We start from the raw sequence: 20891 nt of genomic DNA on the forward strand, positions 1-20891 counted from the left end.
AAGCTGTACCCCATTAAAAAATGGAGGTTGTTATGAATGCGATAAAATCTATTTATGGAAAGATTTTATTTTTACCTTGCATTTTTATTTATTGTTTTTATGTATGTTTTTCTGTGTTGGCGGATGTGACAAAAATAAGTTATCAGTATTTAACAAAAGAAATTAAACGATTTTAATTAAAGGGTGACTTTATGAAGAAACTAAAAAAAATAGGATGGAGTGCTGCTAAGGAAATTTATAGCCTTGCTGTTTTTGTTATTAAGCTATTACTCATTTTAGCAATTACTATTCCGATTATTATTATATGGCTGTATATCATTCTAACTTTTGATGGTTCTCAGATTGATGAAATTTCATTCAGCCAATTTGTTGCGAGTGGCAACGTACAATATTTTTCATTTATTATTTCTGTTTGTGTGTATGCGATTTATCGTTTTTTGGATTTTAATAATAGAAAAATCAAAAAGGAAAATAGAGTTTATTTCAACTATACCGATGATGACGCTGAAAAAATACTGAAAAGTAAAAATGCCTTTTATCCTGATGATGAATTGTTTTCATGGATTGATGAAGGTGAACTCGTCGTTGAACAATATATGTCAAAAGACCAAGTTGGACGGTTAGTGAAACAGTACATGATAGAAACCAACGGAATGCCACTGAAAATTGTTTTTCCTGAATATGACAAAGGAAGCGACCAATGAAATATTTAGATCTTGATCCTTTCGCCTATGGTGATAACCCCGAAGAAGCAAACAAATTAATGGAGTTGGAATTTCGGGAGTTGTTTGATTTTATATCGAAACAACTAAAAGAAGAATGACTAATTCATATTTTACAAGAAAATATAGGTATGAATGAACAATTGTCTATTCATACCTATTGCAAAAAAAGACAAAATCATTATTTGCCTGATGATATTGATTTACATTACCTCGTTAATGGAAATGTACTTTCCAAAGAAGATGAAGATAAGATTATTGAAAAAGTATTTAAGTATCGAGGTGGGGTTTATGTTTGGAAAAGCAATGCAAAAATAAATAAATAAAATGGGAGTGGATAATGATTAAACAAAATAAAATATTAACACTTCATGAGTTATTTAAATTTTGTGAAGCGAACGGTGTTTTTCGATTAGTCAAAGTCGAAGAAAACGACTCATTTGTTAAAATTATTATCTGTGGCGTTTATCAAATTAGGCTTAATAAAAAAACACAAAAAGTCACATTGCATACGTGGTTTTTTACAAACTTAGAGTCAGGCGAGTGGCGAGTTAGAAAATCATTACCTAACCGAATCCCTTGTTTTTGGAAAAATGAAAATATATATAATATACAATATTGGTTACAAAGTGCAGTAACCCATGTTATTGACTCAATAGTGAAATCAAATTACTCGATCAGTGGTATATGTTATATGTATAAATCATTTTATGGAGGGATTGAAACGAAAATACTTCTTGAAGATATACAACCAGATTTTGATACGACTAGTGAAATGTTTGAGGAAAAAACCTTTTTTTATCCTCATTATTTAGCGGGTATGAGTATGAGTAAAATGCGTCATGATATTTGCATAAAAATTATGACTAGAATAAATGCATTTATTAATAATGAAACCCAAAAATATGCAAGCATGAGTTTATCCAAAAATATATGGAAAGTTATTGATAAGGGGGTATTTTCTTTATACGGAAAAGCACATTTTAATTCCTTCGTACGTAATTCAATATTAGATGCTAATTTTTTGGATTATTATAAATTCTCAAAACAGATACGCATCAATGATAATGTCGATTATAAAGGACTTTGGTTGATGATAGGTTTTTTACGGAAGCAAAAAAAATCTAATTATCACTATACTTTAACAGGTAAAATAAAAGACCTGTATAAAGAGCTACAACTACCTGAATCAATTTCTTACGGGGATTTTAAATATATGTATACATTAAAGCCCTCATTAATCGCACAGTTAATTGAATTTATAAGTCTACGTGACAGATATCGGTTTGGTATAAATGATAAAATTAAAATAATCATGAAATTACTCAGGCAGCCTGAAATTAAAAAATACCCTACTAAGGCTATTTTTGATTTTTTAGAGACCGTATGGAATGGTTTACGCGTTGAACATGGTTATACTTCGGTTTACCGCATTGCATTAAAATGGCTCGATTATCATCAAGACCTTTATAAAAATATTGGTTATAAATCGGTAACAAGACGCTGGAACACGGAACTAAATCGCTTTGCACATGCTATAGAATGGGTGTTTAACACCGATTTTTACATCCAAAAAAATCAGTCTTTAGCTTCTATCTATCGATTATCAGAAGAATGGGTTGAAGAACTCAATCATGACGATTATGACTATGCAGAAATTTCCCCTCAATGGAATGGTATTGATATTGATTGGCAATCGTGCATTTCTGAAATGACGGTAAGTGAAATTACGACACTAGAACAACTAAAAAAAGAAGGTCAAGAAATGCATCATTGCGTTTATTCCTACGCTCATGATTGCGCCAATGAAACATATCGAGTTTTCACTATCATAAATAATGATGAAAGAGCCACTTTAGGGATTTCACAAGTCGAAAACCATAAAATATTCAAATTTGACCAAGTAATGGGAGTATCAAACTCTGCGGTTTCAAGTGAAATAATAAAAATGAGTAAAAAAGTATTAAACCAAGTCAACAGCAAAATAAATAAAGTTAATTTAATTAATTTAGGAGAGTAAATTATGAGAGTCTTTATTGCGGAAAAACCATCATTAGCAAAAGCCATTTTTGAGGGATTAGGTGGTAATCCAAACACGGAAAAGAAAAAAGGGTATTTTCAACACGGTGACGATGTTGTGACGTGGTGTGTTGGTCACATGCTCGAGTTGAGCGACCCCCAAGATTATGATGAGAAATATGCAAGCTGGCGTTTTGGTGACTTACCGATTAAAACGGTTTTCCCACCAACCTATAAAATAAAAAAAGAAACGGCAGCACAAACAAAAATCATTTTGTCATTAATTGACCAAGCAAAAACCATTGTTAATGCTGGCGACCCAGACGAGGAAGGCTGTCTTCTGGTCAATGAAATTTTAGATTACGCAAAAAATAAAAAGCCCGTAGAGCGTATTTTAGTATCGGATTTAAACTTAGCACCTGTTAAAAAAGCCTTAGCCGATTTACAACCGAATGAAAAATTTCGCGGTATGTCAAACAGTGCGTTATCCCGTTCTCTGCTCGATCAGAGTTTTGGCTATAACCTTACTCGTGGCTGTACATTAAAAGGGCGTGAAAAAGGCTATCAAGGTGTTTTAAACGTGGGACGGGTGCAAAGTGCAGTTTTGGGGCTTGTGAATATGCGAACATTGGCGAACCAAAACCACAATGAAAGTTTCTATTATGATATTTATGCTTTAATTGAGATGAACGGACATCAAGTTAAGGCGAAATATCAAACAACCGATAACGATCAGATTGATGATAAGCGTCGCTTAATCTCAGAAGCCCAAGCCAAACACATTACTGAAATCGTTTCAGGGCAAGCGGTAAAAGTGACCATTGCAGCAACGAAAGCGGAAAACACAAAACCACCTTTACCGTTAAATTTATCTACACTACAGCAAATTTGCGCTAAACGATTTGGCTATGCCCCACAAGAAACGCTGGATATTATGCAAAGCCTGTATGAAACGCATAAATTATTGACCTATCCAAGAACAGACAATCGTTATTTGTCTGACGAGCACTATTACCAAGCGAATGATATCGCTCAAGCAGTTATCGGTACATTGCCAGAATTGGCAAGCACGGTTGAGCACATGGATAAAGTTCAAAAACACAAAGCCTTTAACGCCAGCAAAATTGAAGCGCATCATGCTATTGTGCCAACAACGAAAGACGGCTCTAATATTCAATTGAATGAGAAAGAGAAAAATGTGTATCGATTAGTTTCACTTTACTTTATTGGCTTATTTTATCCCGATAGCATTCGAGATAAAACAAAAGTGCATTTTGATATCAAAGGCAACACCTTTACCGCCACACAAAGCGTATTAGTCCAGTCAGGATGGGAATCATTAGGTAAAGACAGCGACGAAGAAGAAACAGAAGAGCCAGAAAAACTCGACTTTGATTTATCAACGTTAAAATTTAATGATAATGGGGTGTGTGAAACAGCTAACGTGGATAAAAAGCCCACTCTTCCACCTAAATATTTTACTGCTTCAACACTCCTTGCCGCTATGACACGTGCGGCAAAATTTATTGATGATCCTGAACTTCGAAAAATACTTGAAGCTAAAGACGAGGGGAGCACTGATCAAGGCAGTATTGGCACAGAAGCGACTCGCGCAGGGATATTAAAAAAACTCTCCGAAAATACGGGATTAATTTCGATTGAAAAAGAAAAAGGCTATTCAGAGCTTGTTTGGAAAACAACAAAGCAAGGGCAAGAGTTTTGCGCTGCTCTGCCTGATGAAATTACCAAGCCCGATATTTCGGCTCGATGGGCTGAAAAACAAGCCTTAATTAAAAAAGGGGAACTGACCGTTGCTGACTTTATTAAAGAAACAGACAGCTATATTAAGGAGTTGATTGCCGAACTCGACGCTAACGGAATAAATATCACAGCTAACGGTACACCTTGCCCTGTTTGTCAAAAGGGGTTTTTAATCAAACGTAAGGGGCAAAATGGTTTCTTTTGGGGTTGTTCATGCTATCCTGAATGTAAGACGGCATTTCCCGATAAAAATGGGCAACCAGTTACAGAAAAACAACCTAATGAGGGCGCAGTAGCACGTTTAAATGTCATGTGTCCGTCATGCAGTAACGAAATAATTATTCGACCAAAAGGATACTTCTGTACAGGATGTGAATTTAAAATATGGGCTGAATTTTGCAGTAAAAAACTCACACAGAATCAAGTGGAAAAACTCATTAAAGATGGAAAAACTGCCGTTATTAAAGGGTTTAAAACCAAAGCAGGGAAAACATTTGATACTGAACTTGTTTTAGATGATAAGAAAACAGGGAAGATAGGTTTCCCTGAAAAGAAAAAGTAACTATTATTTTTTAACAGAAAACCATTTTTATATTGAGGTAAAACATGAGCGAATTAACTAGAGAAGAAAAATACAAAATTACGTCTGAATCACTGACGGGATTAACAGAGCTAAGAAAGTTTGCAAAAACGAAAAATTTTGAATGGTTAGAAAATCTTGCCAATCAACTCAATGGTATTGTAGAAGAACAGCGTGAAGAATTCGAGTTACGCAAACTTGAACTTGCTGAACTGGAAGAAAAACGCCTAAAAGCGATTAAATACTTAGAAGAGTTGGGGTTAGATCCAGAAACAATCCACATTTCCGTTTTTGAAACAACCGATAAAAAAGGAAAGAAAAGAAAGTCTAAAAATACGCCTGCGAAATATCGCTTTACGCATCCCGAAACAGGTAAAACAGACACATGGACGGGAATTGGTCGTATGAAGAAAGGATTGCAACTATTAATTGATGCAGGTCATTCTCTCGATGAATTTTTGATTGATAAAGCCAGCGATGCTAAAGATGACATTAAAGAAGCGGAAAAACTCTTTGAAAATCACCCTTCTTCGTTGGGTTAATCTCCCTCTCCTGCTGTCTCTTACATTGCCTGTTATCGGGCAATGTAAGCCCCTTTTTATTGGTGATTCACTGACTTATGAACTCGCCATGAGTTACAAAAAAATTGCCCCTGTTGATGCTAAATTCCTTGAAAGCACAGGGTTGCAATCAAAACAGATTTTAAGTTGGCAAGATTACACACAGAATATCGATTTTTCGCTTTATGACACGGTGTATATTGTTTTAGGTACAAACGATCTCATTTCTAAGGCAGATATCCCCGAATACCAACAAAAGGCTAGTGTCTTTATCCAAACCATAAAAAAGCAAAATAGGCAGATTGTTTGGTTACTCCCCCCTACCCTAAAAAATAAAGAAAAAAATAATTTATTATCAAATACCCGAATTGCAATCTGTGAAGCAGCAAGAAAAAATAAGATAAAAACGATGGATACTCGAGTATCTTTAGGGTATCAATACTCAGAGTTTATTAATGGTGTTAAAGTAAGAACCAGTGATGGTATTCATATAACAGAAAATGGGGCTGATAATGTAATAAGGAGCTTAATTAATGTTGATAAAGAAAATAACAGATAGCATTATTGCATTTATATATAAGACAACGGATAATTATGTCATTGATCAGTTAAATGATGTTAATTTAGGTAAAGTTGAGCTATATAAACCCACGGCGGATTCAAATACTATTTTGAGATGGGATGAGCTTTTTAAGAATTATATGGTTAGGGGTTTTCCTACAGAAATTAAAGATATAATTACTAATTTGTGCCGTATCGAGAAAACTATAGACTATTTTTTTGATTTTAATAAAATACAATCATTAACAGCATCTAAAAGTTTTGGTGGCATTCCTGATGGCGCTATAAACGGTAGCTGGTTTTATGATTTGTATAGTTGGGGGCGCGCAATGTATCCCGACGAAAGAATGAAAGCGGAAAATGAAGATGATTGGAAACGAAATATTGCGCACATTGAATCTGAGGGGTTCAGAAAGTGCAGACCTATTAATGTCATATATTACGAATGGTTAAATAGGTTTGTTGCCCCTAATACAGGCGGTTCTCATCATGCCGCATTGGTAGTGTATCAATCAATCAGAGATAAAATTAAATACACAAGAGAAACTATTTTAGAAAAGGTTTCTCTTAATAGTTATTATATACGAATGCTGGATAATGAATACTATTCATTCATCATTAATAATGATAGCAATCCCAAATCCCTATCGGAAAGTGATAAATTTATTAATGTAATAACAGAGCTAATCAGTACGCATATTTCAATTCTGAAACCCGTACATTATTATCAGAACTTAATGATTATCTTTATTCCTAAAGAATCATTAAAAATAGATTCCGAATTATTTAATAACTGGATTAATAAAGCACATGACCAGAAAAAAATAATCAATCTGCCGAACTATTTTAGATTACCAAATGAATATCATACAAAACCTTATTTGCATGAACTTCGTTATCTGAAAATGCCAAATCCAAATTCTATTTTTCAATAGAAAGGGTGCTTGAAACCTAAACTAAACACAGAAAAAGAAAATGCGGGGGAATGCTCCCCCGCTAGGCATCACCGTTCTTCGTAAGAAAGTGTTGCCTGAACTACTGTATTCCCACTATTCACACTGATAGAACAGAGTCTATCGCGCATTAACAGAGAGAAACACAGTACCGTTAAACAAACGGCAATCAGCCCTATCAGGGCGTACTTGGTCATTTTCCTTGACTCCTAACTTATTAGGAGGCACAATTTCTAGTGCTAAGTAGAGAATTGCAGCCTCGATTATGGTAATAAATAACCTTATCGGGGCTTTCTTCTATCTGGCTCTCACTAAATGCTTGAACCGGACAGGATCAAGCACCCGCTGAAAGATTACCAAAAGTTGAACAAAACAGCACGCAATTAGCACTATGACGCTCCATAACTGATTAATCTGGTGCATTTACGTGAAATTTGACCACTAATCCCCCTGCCATTACGCTAAAATTCACGTAATACAACGTCTTTTTGTCTCATTCAAAAATACTCACTGATATTTTTTACACTGAAAAAACCTAACTTACTGTAAAACAAAGATTCATAGAATCGCCGGTAATCGCTCAATGGCGATGGCCATCTTCCTGATTGGTTGCGGCCGTTCCAGATTCTTTGAATAAGATTAGGAACCTTTAGTTACAACATTAATGTGTCTTGCATGAAACATGCTTTAGCCACAGCAACTCTACTCAAAAAATTAAGCTAATCAAAAAACGAGGAGCGCGTAAGACACAATATGGTTAAATGCGTGACTTTAGGAGAGCATGAAAGTTGTTACGGTGTTTAATTCCTTCCTACAAAACAAACGTTCCCTAAATTGCTTATGGTAGCAATATCGTTACGTCCCCAATTTTTCAATTATTTTCTAATAGCGCCTTTTAATTTTTTGAAAAATAAGATTTTTTTATATTCAATAATTATTCAGAAAGAAATTGACGTGAGGAGGAATAAGGTTTATATTTATACTGTATGCATATACAGTATCATTGACTGATTTTTAATAAAAAAAGGAAATTTTTATGAGTAAAAATAATCATTCAGCAGAGACCGATCATCTTTCAGTGACTGCCGATAGACCTAGTAAAGGTGATTTAGGTAGTGGCCCAGTAGGAAAAGGCGATGGAGGAGATAGAAATATTATCAGTTTAAGTGATCCAAATGCTTCGTTTTCATATACTACGTCAACAATAGAAGGGCTTGAGGGATTAAACTTTACGGTGACTGTACACGGAGCAAGGATTATTAATCCTCAAAATGGTCATACGACTAATAATATTGAAGTTGATGGAAAAGGTAATAGTGTTGATTATAAAAAAAATAATGTTCAGAATAACCAACTTGAATTACCGATACCTTATAATAATAAGTTGGCTCGTGATCGAGATTTAGGGAGATTAACGTCGAGAATAAGAAAAGATTATTTTGATTTGAAAAATAATAAGGCTAGAGTATCTATTTATAATGGGCATTATATTCATACCGTCACATTTGATGACGCTGGAAACGTGCAAAATATTTCTGAGGAATATATAGAGAAAACCTATAATCGCTATTCTAAGGGGATACCAAATGAGAAAAAAGATAGATTAGAAGAGGTAAAGAGATTTGCAATATTAGGTTATAAAACTGAGCCTAGTAATATTCTTGATTATAATGTAAAAATAAAGGAATATGAATTTATTTTTACATTAAATAAATTAGGTTTTATAGAAAAATTCTCCAAGAAAATTATAAAAGCATCACAATATGAAAGCCGCCAGTTAAATGCATTCTATAAAGATTTAAATATTGAACAAGATGAAAAAAAAGAAAATTTAGCGAAATTAATGGTTGTTAATGCATATCAATCGTACCCACAAAATAAAAAATTTATCCAAGATGCAGAAAAAGAGGCATTGATGGGAGCGGCAGATATTATCACTAATACTGGCGAAAAAATTAGTAAACACTTGGGGGAAAAATACAAAACTATTGCTAATGAGATCGCTAGTGATTTACGTAACTTTCAGGGAAAGAAATTACGTAGCTTGTCTGATGCATTAAAAATGATGGAAAAAATCAACCGTAATCCTAATATTAAGATAAAACAAGCGGATAGAGTGGTACTGGCTAATGCAGTGCGCCATGTGGATACAAAAATCCTGTCTGAAAATTTTCAGCGTTTAGGTAAGTCATTCGGGGTATTGGGTAAAGTCTTGAGTGTTGAAAAGCTTCGCGAAAAAGCAGCTATTGGTTTTGAGACTGGTAACTGGAAACCATTGATGCTGGAAGTGGAAGCTATGATAATCAGTGGATATGCTACGGGGATAGCGATAAGTATAGCAATAAGTTTTATCTCATCAATTGCATCATTTTTAGCTATAGGAGCATTACCTACAACCTTAGCAATTATAGCAACTATAATGTTAATTAGTTATTTAGCATCCTTAATTGATGATAAAGTTGTTGATAAAATTAACAACTTACTTATTCCAGAAGCTCATTAATTACTTTTGGTTATCTTATTTAGTTAAAACTATCTAAGATAACCATTTATTTTTATAAAAATTAAGTAATCACTATTTATCAACGAATTGATTTAAATGGAAGATAAATAAATGAAATAAAAAAAAGAAACAACCAAACATAATATCCCAAAAAAATAGCTATATAGTAACCAAATAATAGGTGTTTATTACTGGATATAGTTTTAAGTATACTCCAACCACTATCTGATATATCAGTATTGTAAAAATATAAAACATATAGAGAAATAATCGTAATCACAAGACATGGAAAAATAACATTTATTATTAATTTATTAATTGGTATAGGTTTTACAAGAGTCAGTTTCTTATAACAAAAAATGAAAAATAACAATACTATTAATGGTGATAATTTGCAGTAAAAAAATGATAACTTGCTAATTATTGGATATGTTGATGAATAAGTTGATGGTATATTGTTTATTTTTTCATACACAGCAAATAATATATCTATATCATTAAAATAAAAAATAATAAATATCGGAATTGCACTAATAAAGATGAATATTGAACCCCACTTAATTAACAAATGATCATTTGGGTGATTTTTATTATCCATAGTAACCTGCCTTTACGTAGTACCTATGATAATTAATATATCATAGTTGTTTGTAAAACACATAAAGAAACATTAAAACGGCTAGGGTTTAATATGAATATAACAATTAATCATTCCTCTATTGATATGACAGGGAAAAATTAATCCCTTTTTATATGAATATATGGATCTTGAGATTGATGTAATACTGCTAATACTTCTATTCCATTCTCAACTTCTCGATAGTAAATAATATGACTTTCTACAGGAAAACTTCTTATTCCTGTAAAAAGGTCATCACTACGATCTATACCAATAGAGGGTTGTTTTTCAATAATATTGATTATTGTGATTCTTAAGCAATTTATGTAAGTTTCAGCTACATTTTTTCCCCAATGGGTCAAAGAATATCGTCTTATGGTGCGAATATGCTCTTTTGCTTTCTTGGTAAATAGAACACTCATTTATAAGATTAACCTTCAATTTCATTGCTAGTTAAAGGTGCAAAAACATCATCAATATGATGTAACTCTCCCCGTTCTGCTTGTTCAATAGATTCGGCCAAAATAGATTTTAAATTTTGTAACTTCAACTGTGTAAATTGGTCATATTCGTCTGGAGAAATGACTACAGCTACACGCTTTCCATGTTTGCTGATCTGGACAGGTTCACGTTGAGCTTTCATTAGTAAATCACCAAATTGATTTTTGGCGAGTTGAGCAGGAATAATTTCCATAAGTAACACTCCGTAAAAAAGTACAAAATGGCTTGAATGTCTATTATAGCTATTTGTTGTGAATTTTACCATTAATTAATACTAATAATAAAAAAACTGGATCACATAAGAGCCATTATGTTAAATCGCTGGCTTTAGTGATAAAAATCACTGTTACCCTGTCACTCATACTCTCTACCTGCTAAAACAGGAAGATTTCTGTTATTAAAACCGCCAAAATTCCATTGTTTGTTTTTTGTTAAAATTGAAACAATTAAGAAACATTTTAACAAAATTAAACTTCACCGCTTTTTTTCACCCAACGCTTGATAAGTAGAGTTACATGCGTGATTAGTCAAAGATTAACTTGTTTTGTTATCTTTTGATTAATCACTATTGATAATCTTTGATTATCTTGCTATGGTTAATCAAAGATTATCGTTATATGATATTCATTGATTAATCACTGTTGTTAATCCTTGATTAATCAATCATAAACATAAATGAGGGGTAGGAAAATGATTATAGTTTTTGGATCAGATAAAGGTGGTGTAGGAAAAACCACAATTACGGCAAACTCAGCAGTAATGTTGCAACAAAAAACTGCGTCTGTCGCATTAGTGCGAACAGACAAAAACGAAGATTTGAATACATGGCAAAGTTTACGACGAGAACAGCCCGTTCCTGATATCCCAATTATGACTTGTTACGGAAGCAATACACATAAAGAAATTAACAAATTGCACGGGGTAACAGATGTAATATTGGTAGACACTGCCGGACATGATAGCGTTGAACTTCGCAGTGCATTACTTGTTGCAGATGTATTTATAGCTCCAGTAAGCCCAACATCCATGTTGGAAGTTGTTACACTGAATAAATTATCATCCATTGTGAACGAAGCTAAAAAGGAAAACACAAAACTAAAAGCCTTTGCTTTACTTAATCGTTGCCCTACTTCACCATTTAGTAATGATGCAGTAAAAATCACACAATATCTTAATGATGATCCCCTGCTTTTATCTCCATTCAAAACACGCATATCAAACTTAAAGGCTTTTGAAAAAGCCATAAATGAAGGGCTGGGAGTGCATGAGCTTAAAGGAAAAAATGTAGGGTCAGCAAAAGCACAATTAGAGCTTTTATTCGCTGAACTCATTGATTCTGTTCAGGATAGCTAAAAAACATTGGAAATCATTGATTAATCATATCTGATTAATCAATGATTAACTCAGTATTGAGGTGGATTAGATTATGGATATAAATAAATTAAAAAAACACGCGCCAGCAATTGAACAGTCAGAAAGTAAGACGGTTAATGATTTTATCGCCCAAGGTGATAAAAAACCGACAAAGAAAACAGAATCTATCATGGTAGGTTTTCGCATGGATGAAGATACCTTAGAACGATTAGACAGGCTGACTAACGGACTAGGCAAGAAACGTATTAACATTTTACGGGCTTCACTGCTTGCCTTTGAATCGCTATCACCTAGCGATAAGGCTAAGTTTTTAATAGAGGTAATGAGGTAACTACAATGTTAGTGGTTATTTTTTATTTTGGTGCTGGAATAAATGAAAGTTACTAGCTAACAGGTTTTAATGATGCCTACAAATATTAAAATTATTTGCTGGATTTTCTTTTTCACAATACTAATTATTTCGTTTTGGTATAAAAACACCGCCCGACAACGGCGACATAAACGAAAACAAAAGAGCGCAAAAGCCGTTTTAGAACGGCTTTCTGGCATTCATGAATTTAGTCAAAAAATAGCCTATTTAAGAAAAATAGATCCGTTTGTTTTTGAAGAACTATTATTAGAAGCCTTTGAACAACGAGGCTATCAGGTTATCAGAAATAAAAGGTACACAGGTGACGGTGGAGTTGATGGAAAGGTAATTATGCACGGCGAAACATTACTTATTCAGGCAAAGCGTTATCGTGGATTTATTTCGTTACAGCACGTTTACGATTTTGAATCTTTGTGTGAAAAAAATCAATGCAAAGGAATTTTTTGTCACACAGGAAAAACCCGTCCTGAATTACTAAAAAACATGAATAATTCAAAGCGTCTTATACTCATCAGTGGTAAAAAATTGATTCAGCTACTCACGGTAAAACCGGAGTAATTCCGGATGTGTTAAAGCATCTTTAGTTTGATTAATCATAATGTACGTTACCCCCGCACCTTTCAAAACTTCCTCAGCGGCGGGTTCACTCTCAAAAAAAATAGCAGCGGTTAATGTATTTTCATGAGTATCAAAAATTACACACGGAAGCGTAATTTGATTAATTCTTTTAAAATCATCGTAAAATTCTGGCGTACCATATTCTTTTACTGAATACAGAAACTCACTTAATCTTATTTTGTTCAATATCCAATAGCGATCCTGCACTTCACTTCTGATAATATTGACCGTTTCAATTTGGTTTTTATTTAAAAACTCAATTTTTTTATACATACTCCCTCCTTAAAATTTCAACCCTATTTTGAGTTTTTGTTCTTTCTTGATCATTTCTGCCGCTTGAAGCTTAAATCTACGCTGCTGCTCCTGCTGGCGTTTCAACTGTTCAGTTACGTCCGTTTGTTTTTCTGTTCCAATTTTTTGTGTTCTGTCTATGCCTTTTTGCCCGATATTTTCCAATTGCCAGTTGTTACGTTGGGTAGTTAGCCAACCAGCCTGCTCCCCGTTTTTATCTAATCTTGGTACTTTTACTTCTTCTGAACCGGATTTTTTGAGTTTAATTAGTGAGCCTTTTTGAATTTTTTCTCTTTCTGCAAGCTCTCCAAGTTCTTTACCCCACACAGTATATTCTTTGCCATTAAGTGTTTTCACAGTAAGATAGTTTTGTGGTTTGTTACCCTCTTTAAACTGATACGGGGCGCGCCCAAAATCTACTACCTCCCTTACATTTTTTTGCCGTCTTGGTGCTGCTGCATCTTCCTCTTTCAGCTTATTTTTAAAATCAGGAATTTGTTTATGTGTGGCTTTTACATCATAACCCTTTAGTTTTAGTTGTTCACAAAATCCCTCGCGTAGTTCTCGTAAATCTTTTTTACGAATATTTATTTTTTTTCCTGTATCATCATTATCAGTTCTGAGAATGACATGAACATGAGGATGATCTTTTTTATCATCATGGTAAACCATTACAAATTTATTGTCGGGGTATTTTTCAGATAATGTTTTTCTGACTGATTCAAGTGCATCCTCCTGACTTACCTGTGCAGATGCCGGAGGTGAAAAAATAATATTTTTTGTGATTGCTGGCTGTTTACTTGTTCTTGAGTCATAAGTATCATCATCATCACACTGAATTAAATAATCTTTAGCATCTACTGCATCAATTTTATTTCCCTCATCATCAGTTAACAACAATGTATCTTCACGAGATATATAGTTGACACTATTTTTAATGCCCTGTTTTATTTGTGCCGAGCCAGTGATTTTTACCATAACTTCTTTACTTCGACCGTGTTTACCTATTTGCTCTCTTACCCTGCTTCCGTATAACTTACCCCCCTTTTTCGCTTTATGAGCAAATGCTGACTTTCCCGCCTGAATGGATTTTTTCAGCGATTGCCCTTTAGCAGATCGACTACGTTTAACTAAATACTCTTTTTCTATATTAACACCCATAATCTACCACGCTGACATGCTGAGAAAGTGATCTTCCTTTACACTTTTTGATGTAACCCTCTAGCTCTCTTTGCATTTCATTAATATTTTTTTGCAAATTAACTATATCTTGCCTAAATTCTTCTTTCTCTAAAATCTTCCCATCATCCCGCCGTAGTATCATATTAATATTGCGTCCAACACGTTTTAATTGGTTATTATAATCTCGCATAATCTTTAACTCCTGATCAAAAAAATCAAGGTCATTATTCATTGTATGTTTTAGTCTAAACCTGATTTCTTTGGATAGTGACCACCCATGTTTTTCTGCATTTTCTTTTAGACCATGATATAATTCATCATTGATATATAATGTTATTTTATTATTCATGTAATAGGATTCAAGCCCTAATTCATCATACAGGCTGGTTTTTATTTTTTTGATTTCCGAATCCTTATTCAGAACACTTAAACCTACTTTTTTAAAAAACATAGGCAAAGAAATATCAAAGTTTTCCTTTATTTTTTTCTCAAAAAAAACATATTCTTCGTCAGTTATTCTGAAATTAATTTGCTTCATATCACCCCCCAAAAACCGACTGTAGGTCAACGGCAACAAATCGTAAAATGCTAGCATTTTAACGGTGCGTTGCCTATCCTGCATCGTATTTAAAATCCTTACCATCGTCACCTATCTAGATTTAAGCACTAAACATAAGCAAAGGAAAGAATTTCAGGGTAAAAATGGCGGTTCAAACATAGCTAACATGACTATAAACTGATTATACCGTTACGGATAATGCGTAATAAGGTGGTACAAGAGGCTTCATAGAACCCGTGAAATTTTTATAAAATAGATTGCTGATTCTTTCTTTTGTCTGCGACCGTCCGGCTCTGGCGTGGCGGTCAGCCCGTTAACGGCAACGGCGGCTGTTCAGGGGGCGCAAGCGCGGGTCTTGCGTTTCCCGATACGTCCCCCCCCGCTTTATCGGCAAATCGGCGTTGGTGTTCTTTGGAACTTTCGTGGGTTGCCTTACATGCCCTGACGGGCATTTAAAAATCCTTTTTCCTTTGCTGCGCTGGCGAATGCCAGCAAGTGCAGCGTGGCGGTTTAAGTTATCCTCGGGATGATTTTTTTGAGCAGAACAAGTCAGCCCTGAAAAGCTGGCTTGTTCGTCGCGCACGGGTAGGCGATAGCGGAGCGCAGCCGTACCCGCAAAAAATTCAGACGGTGGGTAACTTGGTTTTTCTTTTCGGGTTCAATACCCGAAAAGAAAAACAGGGGCGGTTAAGCCCCTGCGAAGTGTATTTTCAAACCTAATGCTTTAGATATTTTTGAAATCGTTTTAAAAGATGGGTTTCCTGTTCCGGAAAGAGCTTTATAAATTCCCTCACGGCTCATTCCTGTTTCTTTTGAAAGTTGGCTGATATTTCTTGCTCTGGCAATATTTCCCAGTGCTGCTAAAAAGTAGCTTTCATCATCTTCATCCAGAGCGGCATTGAGATATGCCTGAATATCTTCTTCATCCTCTAGGTAATCGACTACATCAAATAATTCTGGTTTTGTTTTCATTTCAGAACCCCCATTTTTTCGCTATCTGTTTTGCTTTTTTTATGTCTGCTTGTTGTGTTGTTTTATCACCACCACAAAGCAATAAAATAATTTCATTGTTTCGGTTGGCAAAATAAACTCTGTAACCCTTGCCCTGATGAATTCTTAACTCTGAATATCCATCACCTATCGGCTCAACATCTCCATAATTTCCCTCTTTCATCCGCTCAATCCGTGTTAAAATTTTTGCTTTGGCTATTTTATCTTTTAATCCTTTAAGCCATTTTTTAACTTCTTCTGTTTGCCTGATTTCAATCATTGCATGATCTCCCTCTGATACTGTTAATTATAGTTAACACACCTCACATTGTCAACTGTGGTTATCATGTTTTTTTTTAAAAAAAAAGGGGCTTTATTTTGCCCCTGTGATTATTTTTTTATCAATGGATTTGTTTCAGCCGCTCTGTTCTCATCACTTCTAAAAATTTCTCAAGCTCTTTTGCGGTCATGATAGGGAATGTTCCGCCTTTTCCCTTTCCAAATGCTCTTGCAACTGCTATCATTTTTTCGGACATTTTAAATTCTCTTTCGTTGATTTAATGTGTTCGCTGTTAAGGGGGGGCAACCCCTTAACAGCGCCTAGCGTTGTTTTAGTTGTCTACCTCCTTCCAATCTACGGTTAAATAGTCACCGCTTCGGCGGGCTTTTAGTATCTCAATTAACTCTAATGTGTTTTTAACTTCAATCGGTAATGTTTCGACAAAAATCACCTCCCCGTTTACGTTGTACGCTGACATAATAAACTTAATTTTTTTCGGTTCGGTGAATAAATCGTATTGAGTGACACTCATTAACAATGCGTTATTAAATTTAATGAACTTTTCTACAACCCGTGATTCTGATTTTTCTACAATCACATATTCTTTACTATCCGTGAACATTCTTTCATTGTCGCAGACTTCAAAAAAATCTAATTTAACAAGATACATTTTCATTTTACTGTCTCCTATTGAATGCCAGTGTTGCCACTGGCATTTATTAGATTAGTTTTATTTTTTCTAACTCATATATTCTATTAATAATTTTTTAAATTGCTTATAGTGCTTTGCTTCTTCTGTAATTTTATATTGAAACTTATTTGTTTTTTCCATGGAATCAGATAAAATATAATGATGAATTAAAATTCATTTTTTCTTGGAATTTTACTTTTTTAACAAAAGATAGAAATTCTTTTATGGACTCAAAGCGATAAACATCAGGTTCATCATCCGGATTTTTTTTGCTTATTTCTGCAAATAAAACTGTGTATTTTTTCATTAAATTATACCTCTTGTATCTGGAGTTGTTTCTTTGTATATTCAAAGTCGATATAAAATGTATAATTTGCTTTATAAAATTCTATGGCTGCATCTTCCAGAGTAATAAGACCTGCTTCAAAATCTTTTTTTACTGATTCTGAAAAACTAGGGATATTAAACGCTTTTTTGATATTTTTTGTTTTCATTTTAAATCTCCTGCCCGTTTGGGCTATTGTGGTCGGGGCATTTCCCCTCTCGATGTAATAATACGCCTTATTGGGCGTATAAGCAATACTTTCCTATCCTTTTTTTGATGAATATCACACTTTAAAAAATATTTAACTTATTGATTTTATGTGCCTTTGGCGCATGTAAGGCAACAACTCGGAGTCAAAAAGAACACCAACGCCGATTTGCCGATAAAGCGGGGGGGACGTATCGGGAAACGCAAGACCCGCGCTTGCGCCCCCTGAACAGCCGCCGTTGCCGTTAACGGGCTGACCGCCACGCCAGAGCCGGACGGTCGCAGACAAAAGAAAGAATCAGCCACACCCGAACAAAGAGCAGCGCAAGCGATTAGCTTGCAATTTCCTTATTTCTTTTTTCCAGCACAAAATCAGGATGCTCACCAGCCAATAACAGCAAGTATTCAAAATCAAAATTTGATAACTTCTGACTGCTTTGCGTCCCGTCCTCCTCTTTTTTTTGCCAAGTTCTGATCCCTACCCCGTACCTTTCTGCCATTTCCTTTTGTGTTAAACCTGTTTTTAATCTCAACGCTTTTATATTTTTTGCATTATTTTCCATTTTTAAAAAACTCCCCTATAAGCAATTCAATTGTGGCTTTATCATCTGCCCTCAGCCCGTTTAATGAATAATCTAAGTTGTAAAGTTGGTCATGCGTTAATAACAAATCACTTAATGTTACTTTGGTTGTTTTATGCCCGTCTTTAACTAAATGAGTCGCTCTCGCCTTGATTTTTTTAATAAGACGATAACTATCGTTATTCTCTCTGCTTAAATAATAAGTTACATCACCTTTGTTTTTTCTTATGGTTTTCATATTGAGATCACTCTTTATATCTTAGATAGTATTAATAATACCTGTTAATTTGACTAATTGCTCAACGGTCAACCCTTGCACTGTCAGCCCGTACCCGTCAAACCGTTTAGTTATATCCCCCCGTAAATCATTATCCGCCCGAAAGCCCGTAAAAGCGTTGTAATGGCTTTCCAGCTTCACCAGACGGGACAGCATACCCTTAATGATTTTATCCTGCTCCAGCGCGTCCTGATGTGATTTTTCAATCTCTCGCGCTTTTATCAGTTCTTCCCGTACACAGCATAAAATTTTCCGCGTGATGGTCTGTGCAATTGCATCGGGTTTTCTGTCCGATGCTACAGTACATTTAAAATACGTCCCGCGATACAATCGGGAATCAACAAATCCCGTTAACACTAACCGCCCTTGCTCCTGCCTGACGATAATGATAAACCCTCTAAAATCGGGGGATGTCAGCTTGATACGATATTGACAATCGTCCAGCAGATTAACGCGCCAGTTTCCGCCTAACATACGGCACACCACCTCAAAAACGGGTCTGTATTGATCAAAAAAAGTCGGTTTTTCGTTCATGGCTCTGTACTCGTGCATAGCTTAATATAATTTTTTAGGCGGGTTCGATACCCGCCATAAAAAACAGGCTTAGATATCACTTAACAGGTGGTTTCGACGGACGTTATATAAAAACTCTGCGAGTTCTAATTCTTCTTTGCTGCCTTTTTCAAAGTTAGAGCATTTAATTTCTTTTTTGCCGTTAAACTCAATCCAGCAAATTTCAGTGCTGTTTTTGATTAAAAAATAACGGTAACAATCACCAAATTTTAAAATATCAGTAATTTTCATGTTCATATTAAAACTCCTTTGAATACCTGATTCAGGGGCTTTCGCCCCTGTCGTAATAGGTTAAGCGCGGCTTTCGATCTGTCTGCTTCCTTTGGCTTTGTATGCGCCTGTCGTGCCATACATGGCGCGGATTTCGTCCATGCTGTGCGATTTGCGGTTGCCGTGCGCCTTGTATTCTTCGGGACGGAAAAACCACATTTTCTTTTGGTTCGCCCATTTACAGCCCATTGCTTTCAGAGCTTCTTTGTGTGGTTTGGTGTCACCGCTGATCCAAATCCAGTTGCCGGTAACTTCAAAAATCACACCAGAAAGCGCATGTAATGCATTTAAGGCGTTTTCGAGTTCTTCCCCGTAGTTGTAATGCGCTGTTGCTTCTTCACTCTGAAACGCATTAATTTTGTCCATATTTTGCATAAGAAAATCATAGGCACAATTGACAGCTTTCATCATTTCAGCGGCTACGGGGTTGCCCTGATTACGGTCAGGATGGAATTTTAAGGACGCTTTTTTGTAAGCTGTTTTGATGTCTTGCTCGGTGAGTTCGCCAGATAAACCGAAAACGTTTAAGGCTTGCTGAATATTCATTTTTTTATCTCCTGCCCGTTTGGGCTATTGTGTTCAGGGCGTTTCCCCTCTCGATGTAATAATAATACGCCTTATTGGGCGTATAAGCAATGCTTTTTTGCCTTTTTTTTGATAAAAATCACACTTTAAAATAATTTAACACATTGATTTTTAACTAATTAAATATTTATATCTGTAATTGAAAAAATGCGATATAGCCCCCCCTTTATTCTGTTAAGCCGTGAGCGTAGCGAACCAAAGAGAACGAACAGAAACGCATCTCAGTAGTTTAATGGTCGAAGACGATAGAATCTTGCAACAACTCAAAAAAACGTCTCACAATCGTTTTGACGCTGTTTAAAGAGCTTTAAAAATACAAACCCTGAAAGACAGAACAGCGAGAGACACGCAAAACTTGTTTTGTGGGTCGGGGTCGCTGTTGGACAAACGAGCGGAGCGGAGTGCGTCAGTTAATGACTGAGTAGGTCAAAATTTAATCAGATCTTTTAAAAGGGGATTGTGTGGTTGTTTGGGGCGCTTTTCAACGCAAGGCAAACAAAGTTATCCACAAGTTCTGTGCATTGTTTTAACTTCTTTTTTCTTTCTTTTCTTAAAAACTTAAAAACTTAGTAAGTGTGTATGTATTTGATTATTTGAGAAAAAATTAGCTAAGCATGAGAGGTTTTTGGGTCAAACATGAGAGGTTTTTGGGTCAAACATGAGAGGTTTTTGGGTTAAGCATGAGAGATTTTTGGGGTAAACATGAGAGGTTTTTGGGTCAAACATGAGAGGTTTTTGGGTTGAATTAACAGTTTCAAACAGTTTTTTATTGGGGAAATGTTAATTGAATTATAATTAACCCTTGATTTAAAAATGGTTGTCTTGTGATGATCTGTGACATAGATATAAACATGAGAAAGTTTTGTGATGCCATGAGATTTTTTTATTGATTTCTCATGTTATGGTTGTATGATGAGTATATGCAAGGTTGATTTAAAA

30 protein-coding genes are annotated in these 20891 nt (G+C 34.9%); 12 read left to right on the forward strand and 18 right to left on the reverse strand.

Annotated features, from left to right (window positions below; translation table 11 throughout):
* Positions 1-191: 191 nt before the first annotated feature.
* Genes PMI_RS18610 through PMI_RS18640 form a run of 8 tightly spaced genes read left to right on the forward strand, consistent with a single transcriptional unit; the run spans position 192 to position 7138 of the window.
* A complete protein-coding gene (locus tag PMI_RS18610; protein WP_012368881.1) occupies positions 192-704 on the forward strand; it encodes a hypothetical protein in 513 nt (170 codons plus the stop codon).
* On the forward strand, positions 701-823 hold the full coding sequence (locus PMI_RS19745; protein WP_012368882.1) for a hypothetical protein: 123 nt from the start codon (positions 701-703) through the stop codon (positions 821-823). Before PMI_RS18610 ends, PMI_RS19745 begins: the two co-directional genes overlap by 4 nt.
* A 30-nt stretch (positions 824-853) precedes the next feature.
* Positions 854-1048 (forward strand): hypothetical protein, encoded by a 195-nt coding sequence (locus PMI_RS18615; protein WP_012368883.1) that lies wholly within the window; start codon positions 854-856, stop codon positions 1046-1048.
* A 14-nt stretch (positions 1049-1062) separates the two neighbouring features.
* Positions 1063-2742, forward strand: a complete 1680-nt coding sequence (locus tag PMI_RS18620) for a PcfJ domain-containing protein (RefSeq protein WP_012368884.1) — start codon at positions 1063-1065, stop codon at positions 2740-2742.
* Positions 2743-2745: 3 nt separating this feature from the next.
* Positions 2746-5064 (forward strand): type IA DNA topoisomerase, encoded by a 2319-nt coding sequence (locus PMI_RS18625; protein ID WP_012368885.1) that lies wholly within the window; start codon positions 2746-2748, stop codon positions 5062-5064.
* Between the two features lie 44 nt (positions 5065-5108).
* The gene (locus PMI_RS18630; RefSeq protein ID WP_012368886.1) at positions 5109-5624 is read left to right on the forward strand and encodes an H-NS histone family protein; all 516 of its coding nucleotides are present in this window, start codon (positions 5109-5111) and stop codon (positions 5622-5624) included.
* Positions 5596-6201: a DUF459 domain-containing protein gene (locus PMI_RS18635; protein ID WP_223307256.1), complete on the forward strand. Its 606-nt coding sequence runs from the start codon at positions 5596-5598 to the stop codon at positions 6199-6201. The genes PMI_RS18630 and PMI_RS18635 overlap by 29 nt, the downstream gene beginning before the upstream one ends.
* On the forward strand, positions 6176-7138 hold the full coding sequence (locus tag PMI_RS18640; RefSeq protein WP_012368888.1) for a DUF6685 family protein: 963 nt from the start codon (positions 6176-6178) through the stop codon (positions 7136-7138). Before PMI_RS18635 ends, PMI_RS18640 begins: the two co-directional genes overlap by 26 nt.
* 68 nt (positions 7139-7206) lie before the next feature.
* On the opposite strand, the gene PMI_RS19185 is transcribed toward PMI_RS18640, so the two are convergent.
* The gene (locus tag PMI_RS19185; protein ID WP_012368889.1) at positions 7207-7353 is read right to left on the reverse strand and encodes a Hok/Gef family protein; all 147 of its coding nucleotides are present in this window, start codon (positions 7351-7353) and stop codon (positions 7207-7209) included.
* Positions 7354-8192: 839 nt separating this feature from the next.
* Here PMI_RS19185 and PMI_RS18775 point away from each other — a divergent pair.
* Positions 8193-9659, forward strand: a complete 1467-nt coding sequence (locus tag PMI_RS18775) for a colicin-like pore-forming protein (protein WP_012368891.1) — start codon at positions 8193-8195, stop codon at positions 9657-9659.
* 79 nt (positions 9660-9738) lie between these two features.
* On the opposite strand, the gene cui is transcribed toward PMI_RS18775, so the two are convergent.
* From cui to PMI_RS18660, 3 genes are all read right to left on the reverse strand, one after another.
* On the reverse strand, positions 9739-10257 hold the full coding sequence (gene cui / locus PMI_RS19810) for a colicin immunity protein Cui (RefSeq protein ID WP_012368892.1): 519 nt from the start codon (positions 10255-10257) through the stop codon (positions 9739-9741).
* Between the two features lie 140 nt (positions 10258-10397).
* Positions 10398-10700, reverse strand: coding sequence for a type II toxin-antitoxin system RelE/ParE family toxin (locus PMI_RS18655; RefSeq protein ID WP_012368893.1), 303 nt, complete (start codon positions 10698-10700; stop codon positions 10398-10400).
* An 8-nt stretch (positions 10701-10708) separates the two neighbouring features.
* Positions 10709-10972, reverse strand: coding sequence for a type II toxin-antitoxin system Phd/YefM family antitoxin (locus tag PMI_RS18660; protein WP_012368894.1), 264 nt, complete (start codon positions 10970-10972; stop codon positions 10709-10711).
* A gap of 497 nt (positions 10973-11469) precedes the next feature.
* Between PMI_RS18660 and PMI_RS18665 the strand changes: the two genes are divergently transcribed.
* From PMI_RS18665 to PMI_RS18675, 3 genes are all read left to right on the forward strand, one after another.
* The gene (locus PMI_RS18665) at positions 11470-12132 is read left to right on the forward strand and encodes a nucleotide-binding protein (RefSeq protein WP_012368895.1); all 663 of its coding nucleotides are present in this window, start codon (positions 11470-11472) and stop codon (positions 12130-12132) included.
* 73 nt (positions 12133-12205) lie between these two features.
* Positions 12206-12484, forward strand: coding sequence for a hypothetical protein (locus PMI_RS18670; protein WP_012368896.1), 279 nt, complete (start codon positions 12206-12208; stop codon positions 12482-12484).
* Positions 12485-12553: 69 nt separating this feature from the next.
* Positions 12554-13081, forward strand: a complete 528-nt coding sequence (locus tag PMI_RS18675; RefSeq protein WP_012368897.1) for a restriction endonuclease — start codon at positions 12554-12556, stop codon at positions 13079-13081.
* On the opposite strand, the gene ddp1 (PMI_RS18680) is transcribed toward PMI_RS18675, so the two are convergent.
* From ddp1 (PMI_RS18680) to PMI_RS18735, 14 genes are all read right to left on the reverse strand, one after another.
* Positions 13058-13414 carry a DNA distortion polypeptide 3 gene (ddp1, locus tag PMI_RS18680; protein ID WP_012368898.1) on the reverse strand — a complete coding sequence of 119 codons (357 nt, stop codon included), beginning with the start codon at positions 13412-13414 and terminating at the stop codon, positions 13058-13060. The genes PMI_RS18675 and ddp1 (PMI_RS18680) overlap by 24 nt on opposite strands.
* Positions 13415-13423: 9 nt before the next feature.
* A complete protein-coding gene (mobP1, locus tag PMI_RS18685) occupies positions 13424-14593 on the reverse strand; it encodes a MobP1 family relaxase (RefSeq protein ID WP_012368899.1) in 1170 nt (389 codons plus the stop codon).
* Positions 14583-15152 carry a DNA distortion polypeptide 1 gene (gene ddp1, locus PMI_RS18690; RefSeq protein ID WP_020803314.1) on the reverse strand — a complete coding sequence of 190 codons (570 nt, stop codon included), beginning with the start codon at positions 15150-15152 and terminating at the stop codon, positions 14583-14585. The genes mobP1 and ddp1 (PMI_RS18690) overlap by 11 nt, the downstream gene beginning before the upstream one ends.
* 708 nt (positions 15153-15860) lie before the next feature.
* Positions 15861-16145, reverse strand: a complete 285-nt coding sequence (locus tag PMI_RS18695) for an addiction module antidote protein (protein WP_012368902.1) — start codon at positions 16143-16145, stop codon at positions 15861-15863.
* 1 nt (position 16146) lies between these two features.
* Positions 16147-16443: a type II toxin-antitoxin system RelE/ParE family toxin gene (locus PMI_RS18700; protein WP_012368903.1), complete on the reverse strand. Its 297-nt coding sequence runs from the start codon at positions 16441-16443 to the stop codon at positions 16147-16149.
* A 121-nt stretch (positions 16444-16564) separates the two neighbouring features.
* The gene (locus PMI_RS19750) at positions 16565-16699 is read right to left on the reverse strand and encodes a hypothetical protein (protein WP_012368904.1); all 135 of its coding nucleotides are present in this window, start codon (positions 16697-16699) and stop codon (positions 16565-16567) included.
* Positions 16700-16774: 75 nt separating this feature from the next.
* On the reverse strand, positions 16775-17119 hold the full coding sequence (locus tag PMI_RS18705) for a hypothetical protein (protein ID WP_012368905.1): 345 nt from the start codon (positions 17117-17119) through the stop codon (positions 16775-16777).
* A gap of 160 nt (positions 17120-17279) precedes the next feature.
* Positions 17280-17441 carry a hypothetical protein gene (locus PMI_RS19485; RefSeq protein ID WP_012368907.1) on the reverse strand — a complete coding sequence of 54 codons (162 nt, stop codon included), beginning with the start codon at positions 17439-17441 and terminating at the stop codon, positions 17280-17282.
* A gap of 4 nt (positions 17442-17445) precedes the next feature.
* On the reverse strand, positions 17446-17628 hold the full coding sequence (locus PMI_RS18710; protein ID WP_012368908.1) for a hypothetical protein: 183 nt from the start codon (positions 17626-17628) through the stop codon (positions 17446-17448).
* A 370-nt stretch (positions 17629-17998) separates the two neighbouring features.
* Positions 17999-18229 carry a transcriptional regulator gene (locus tag PMI_RS18715; protein ID WP_012368910.1) on the reverse strand — a complete coding sequence of 77 codons (231 nt, stop codon included), beginning with the start codon at positions 18227-18229 and terminating at the stop codon, positions 17999-18001.
* Complete coding sequence (locus tag PMI_RS18720) at positions 18219-18485, reverse strand: hypothetical protein (RefSeq protein WP_012368911.1); 267 nt, start codon at positions 18483-18485, stop codon at positions 18219-18221. The genes PMI_RS18715 and PMI_RS18720 overlap by 11 nt, the downstream gene beginning before the upstream one ends.
* Before the next feature lie 21 nt (positions 18486-18506).
* Positions 18507-19058, reverse strand: coding sequence for a hypothetical protein (locus PMI_RS18725; protein WP_020803329.1), 552 nt, complete (start codon positions 19056-19058; stop codon positions 18507-18509).
* Between the two features lie 69 nt (positions 19059-19127).
* The gene (locus tag PMI_RS18730; protein ID WP_012368913.1) at positions 19128-19334 is read right to left on the reverse strand and encodes a hypothetical protein; all 207 of its coding nucleotides are present in this window, start codon (positions 19332-19334) and stop codon (positions 19128-19130) included.
* A 54-nt stretch (positions 19335-19388) separates the two neighbouring features.
* Complete coding sequence (locus PMI_RS18735; RefSeq protein WP_012368914.1) at positions 19389-19913, reverse strand: J domain-containing protein; 525 nt, start codon at positions 19911-19913, stop codon at positions 19389-19391.
* Positions 19914-20891: the final 978 nt, after the last annotated feature.

This window comes from Proteus mirabilis HI4320, from assembly GCF_000069965.1.
Classification (GTDB): Bacteria; Pseudomonadota; Gammaproteobacteria; order Enterobacterales; family Enterobacteriaceae; genus Proteus; species Proteus mirabilis.

Excerpts from the sequence above, each read along its gene's own strand:
- PMI_RS18610 (WP_012368881.1), top strand. The coding sequence starts at position 192 with ATGAAGAAACTAAAAAAAATAGGATGGAGTGCTGCTAAGGAAATTTAT.
- PMI_RS19745 (WP_012368882.1), top strand. The coding sequence starts at position 701 with ATGAAATATTTAGATCTTGATCCTTTCGCCTATGGTGATAACCCCGAA.
- PMI_RS18615 (WP_012368883.1), top strand. The coding sequence starts at position 854 with ATGAATGAACAATTGTCTATTCATACCTATTGCAAAAAAAGACAAAAT.
- PMI_RS18620 (WP_012368884.1), top strand. The coding sequence starts at position 1,063 with ATGATTAAACAAAATAAAATATTAACACTTCATGAGTTATTTAAATTT.
- PMI_RS18625 (WP_012368885.1), top strand. The coding sequence starts at position 2,746 with ATGAGAGTCTTTATTGCGGAAAAACCATCATTAGCAAAAGCCATTTTT.
- PMI_RS18630 (WP_012368886.1), top strand. The coding sequence starts at position 5,109 with ATGAGCGAATTAACTAGAGAAGAAAAATACAAAATTACGTCTGAATCA.
- PMI_RS18640 (WP_012368888.1), top strand. The coding sequence starts at position 6,176 with ATGTTGATAAAGAAAATAACAGATAGCATTATTGCATTTATATATAAG.
- PMI_RS19185 (WP_012368889.1), bottom strand. The coding sequence starts at position 7,353 with ATGACCAAGTACGCCCTGATAGGGCTGATTGCCGTTTGTTTAACGGTA.
- PMI_RS18775 (WP_012368891.1), top strand. The coding sequence starts at position 8,193 with ATGAGTAAAAATAATCATTCAGCAGAGACCGATCATCTTTCAGTGACT.
- cui (WP_012368892.1), bottom strand. The coding sequence starts at position 10,257 with ATGGATAATAAAAATCACCCAAATGATCATTTGTTAATTAAGTGGGGT.
- PMI_RS18655 (WP_012368893.1), bottom strand. The coding sequence starts at position 10,700 with ATGAGTGTTCTATTTACCAAGAAAGCAAAAGAGCATATTCGCACCATA.
- PMI_RS18660 (WP_012368894.1), bottom strand. The coding sequence starts at position 10,972 with ATGGAAATTATTCCTGCTCAACTCGCCAAAAATCAATTTGGTGATTTA.
- PMI_RS18665 (WP_012368895.1), top strand. The coding sequence starts at position 11,470 with ATGATTATAGTTTTTGGATCAGATAAAGGTGGTGTAGGAAAAACCACA.
- PMI_RS18670 (WP_012368896.1), top strand. The coding sequence starts at position 12,206 with ATGGATATAAATAAATTAAAAAAACACGCGCCAGCAATTGAACAGTCA.
- PMI_RS18675 (WP_012368897.1), top strand. The coding sequence starts at position 12,554 with ATGATGCCTACAAATATTAAAATTATTTGCTGGATTTTCTTTTTCACA.
- ddp1 (WP_012368898.1), bottom strand. The coding sequence starts at position 13,414 with ATGTATAAAAAAATTGAGTTTTTAAATAAAAACCAAATTGAAACGGTC.
- mobP1 (WP_012368899.1), bottom strand. The coding sequence starts at position 14,593 with ATGGGTGTTAATATAGAAAAAGAGTATTTAGTTAAACGTAGTCGATCT.
- ddp1 (WP_020803314.1), bottom strand. The coding sequence starts at position 15,152 with ATGAAGCAAATTAATTTCAGAATAACTGACGAAGAATATGTTTTTTTT.
- PMI_RS18695 (WP_012368902.1), bottom strand. The coding sequence starts at position 16,145 with ATGAAAACAAAACCAGAATTATTTGATGTAGTCGATTACCTAGAGGAT.
- PMI_RS18700 (WP_012368903.1), bottom strand. The coding sequence starts at position 16,443 with ATGATTGAAATCAGGCAAACAGAAGAAGTTAAAAAATGGCTTAAAGGA.
- PMI_RS19750 (WP_012368904.1), bottom strand. The coding sequence starts at position 16,699 with ATGTCCGAAAAAATGATAGCAGTTGCAAGAGCATTTGGAAAGGGAAAA.
- PMI_RS18705 (WP_012368905.1), bottom strand. The coding sequence starts at position 17,119 with ATGAAAATGTATCTTGTTAAATTAGATTTTTTTGAAGTCTGCGACAAT.
- PMI_RS19485 (WP_012368907.1), bottom strand. The coding sequence starts at position 17,441 with ATGAAAAAATACACAGTTTTATTTGCAGAAATAAGCAAAAAAAATCCG.
- PMI_RS18710 (WP_012368908.1), bottom strand. The coding sequence starts at position 17,628 with ATGAAAACAAAAAATATCAAAAAAGCGTTTAATATCCCTAGTTTTTCA.
- PMI_RS18715 (WP_012368910.1), bottom strand. The coding sequence starts at position 18,229 with ATGGAAAATAATGCAAAAAATATAAAAGCGTTGAGATTAAAAACAGGT.
- PMI_RS18720 (WP_012368911.1), bottom strand. The coding sequence starts at position 18,485 with ATGAAAACCATAAGAAAAAACAAAGGTGATGTAACTTATTATTTAAGC.
- PMI_RS18725 (WP_020803329.1), bottom strand. The coding sequence starts at position 19,058 with ATGAACGAAAAACCGACTTTTTTTGATCAATACAGACCCGTTTTTGAG.
- PMI_RS18730 (WP_012368913.1), bottom strand. The coding sequence starts at position 19,334 with ATGAACATGAAAATTACTGATATTTTAAAATTTGGTGATTGTTACCGT.
- PMI_RS18735 (WP_012368914.1), bottom strand. The coding sequence starts at position 19,913 with ATGAATATTCAGCAAGCCTTAAACGTTTTCGGTTTATCTGGCGAACTC.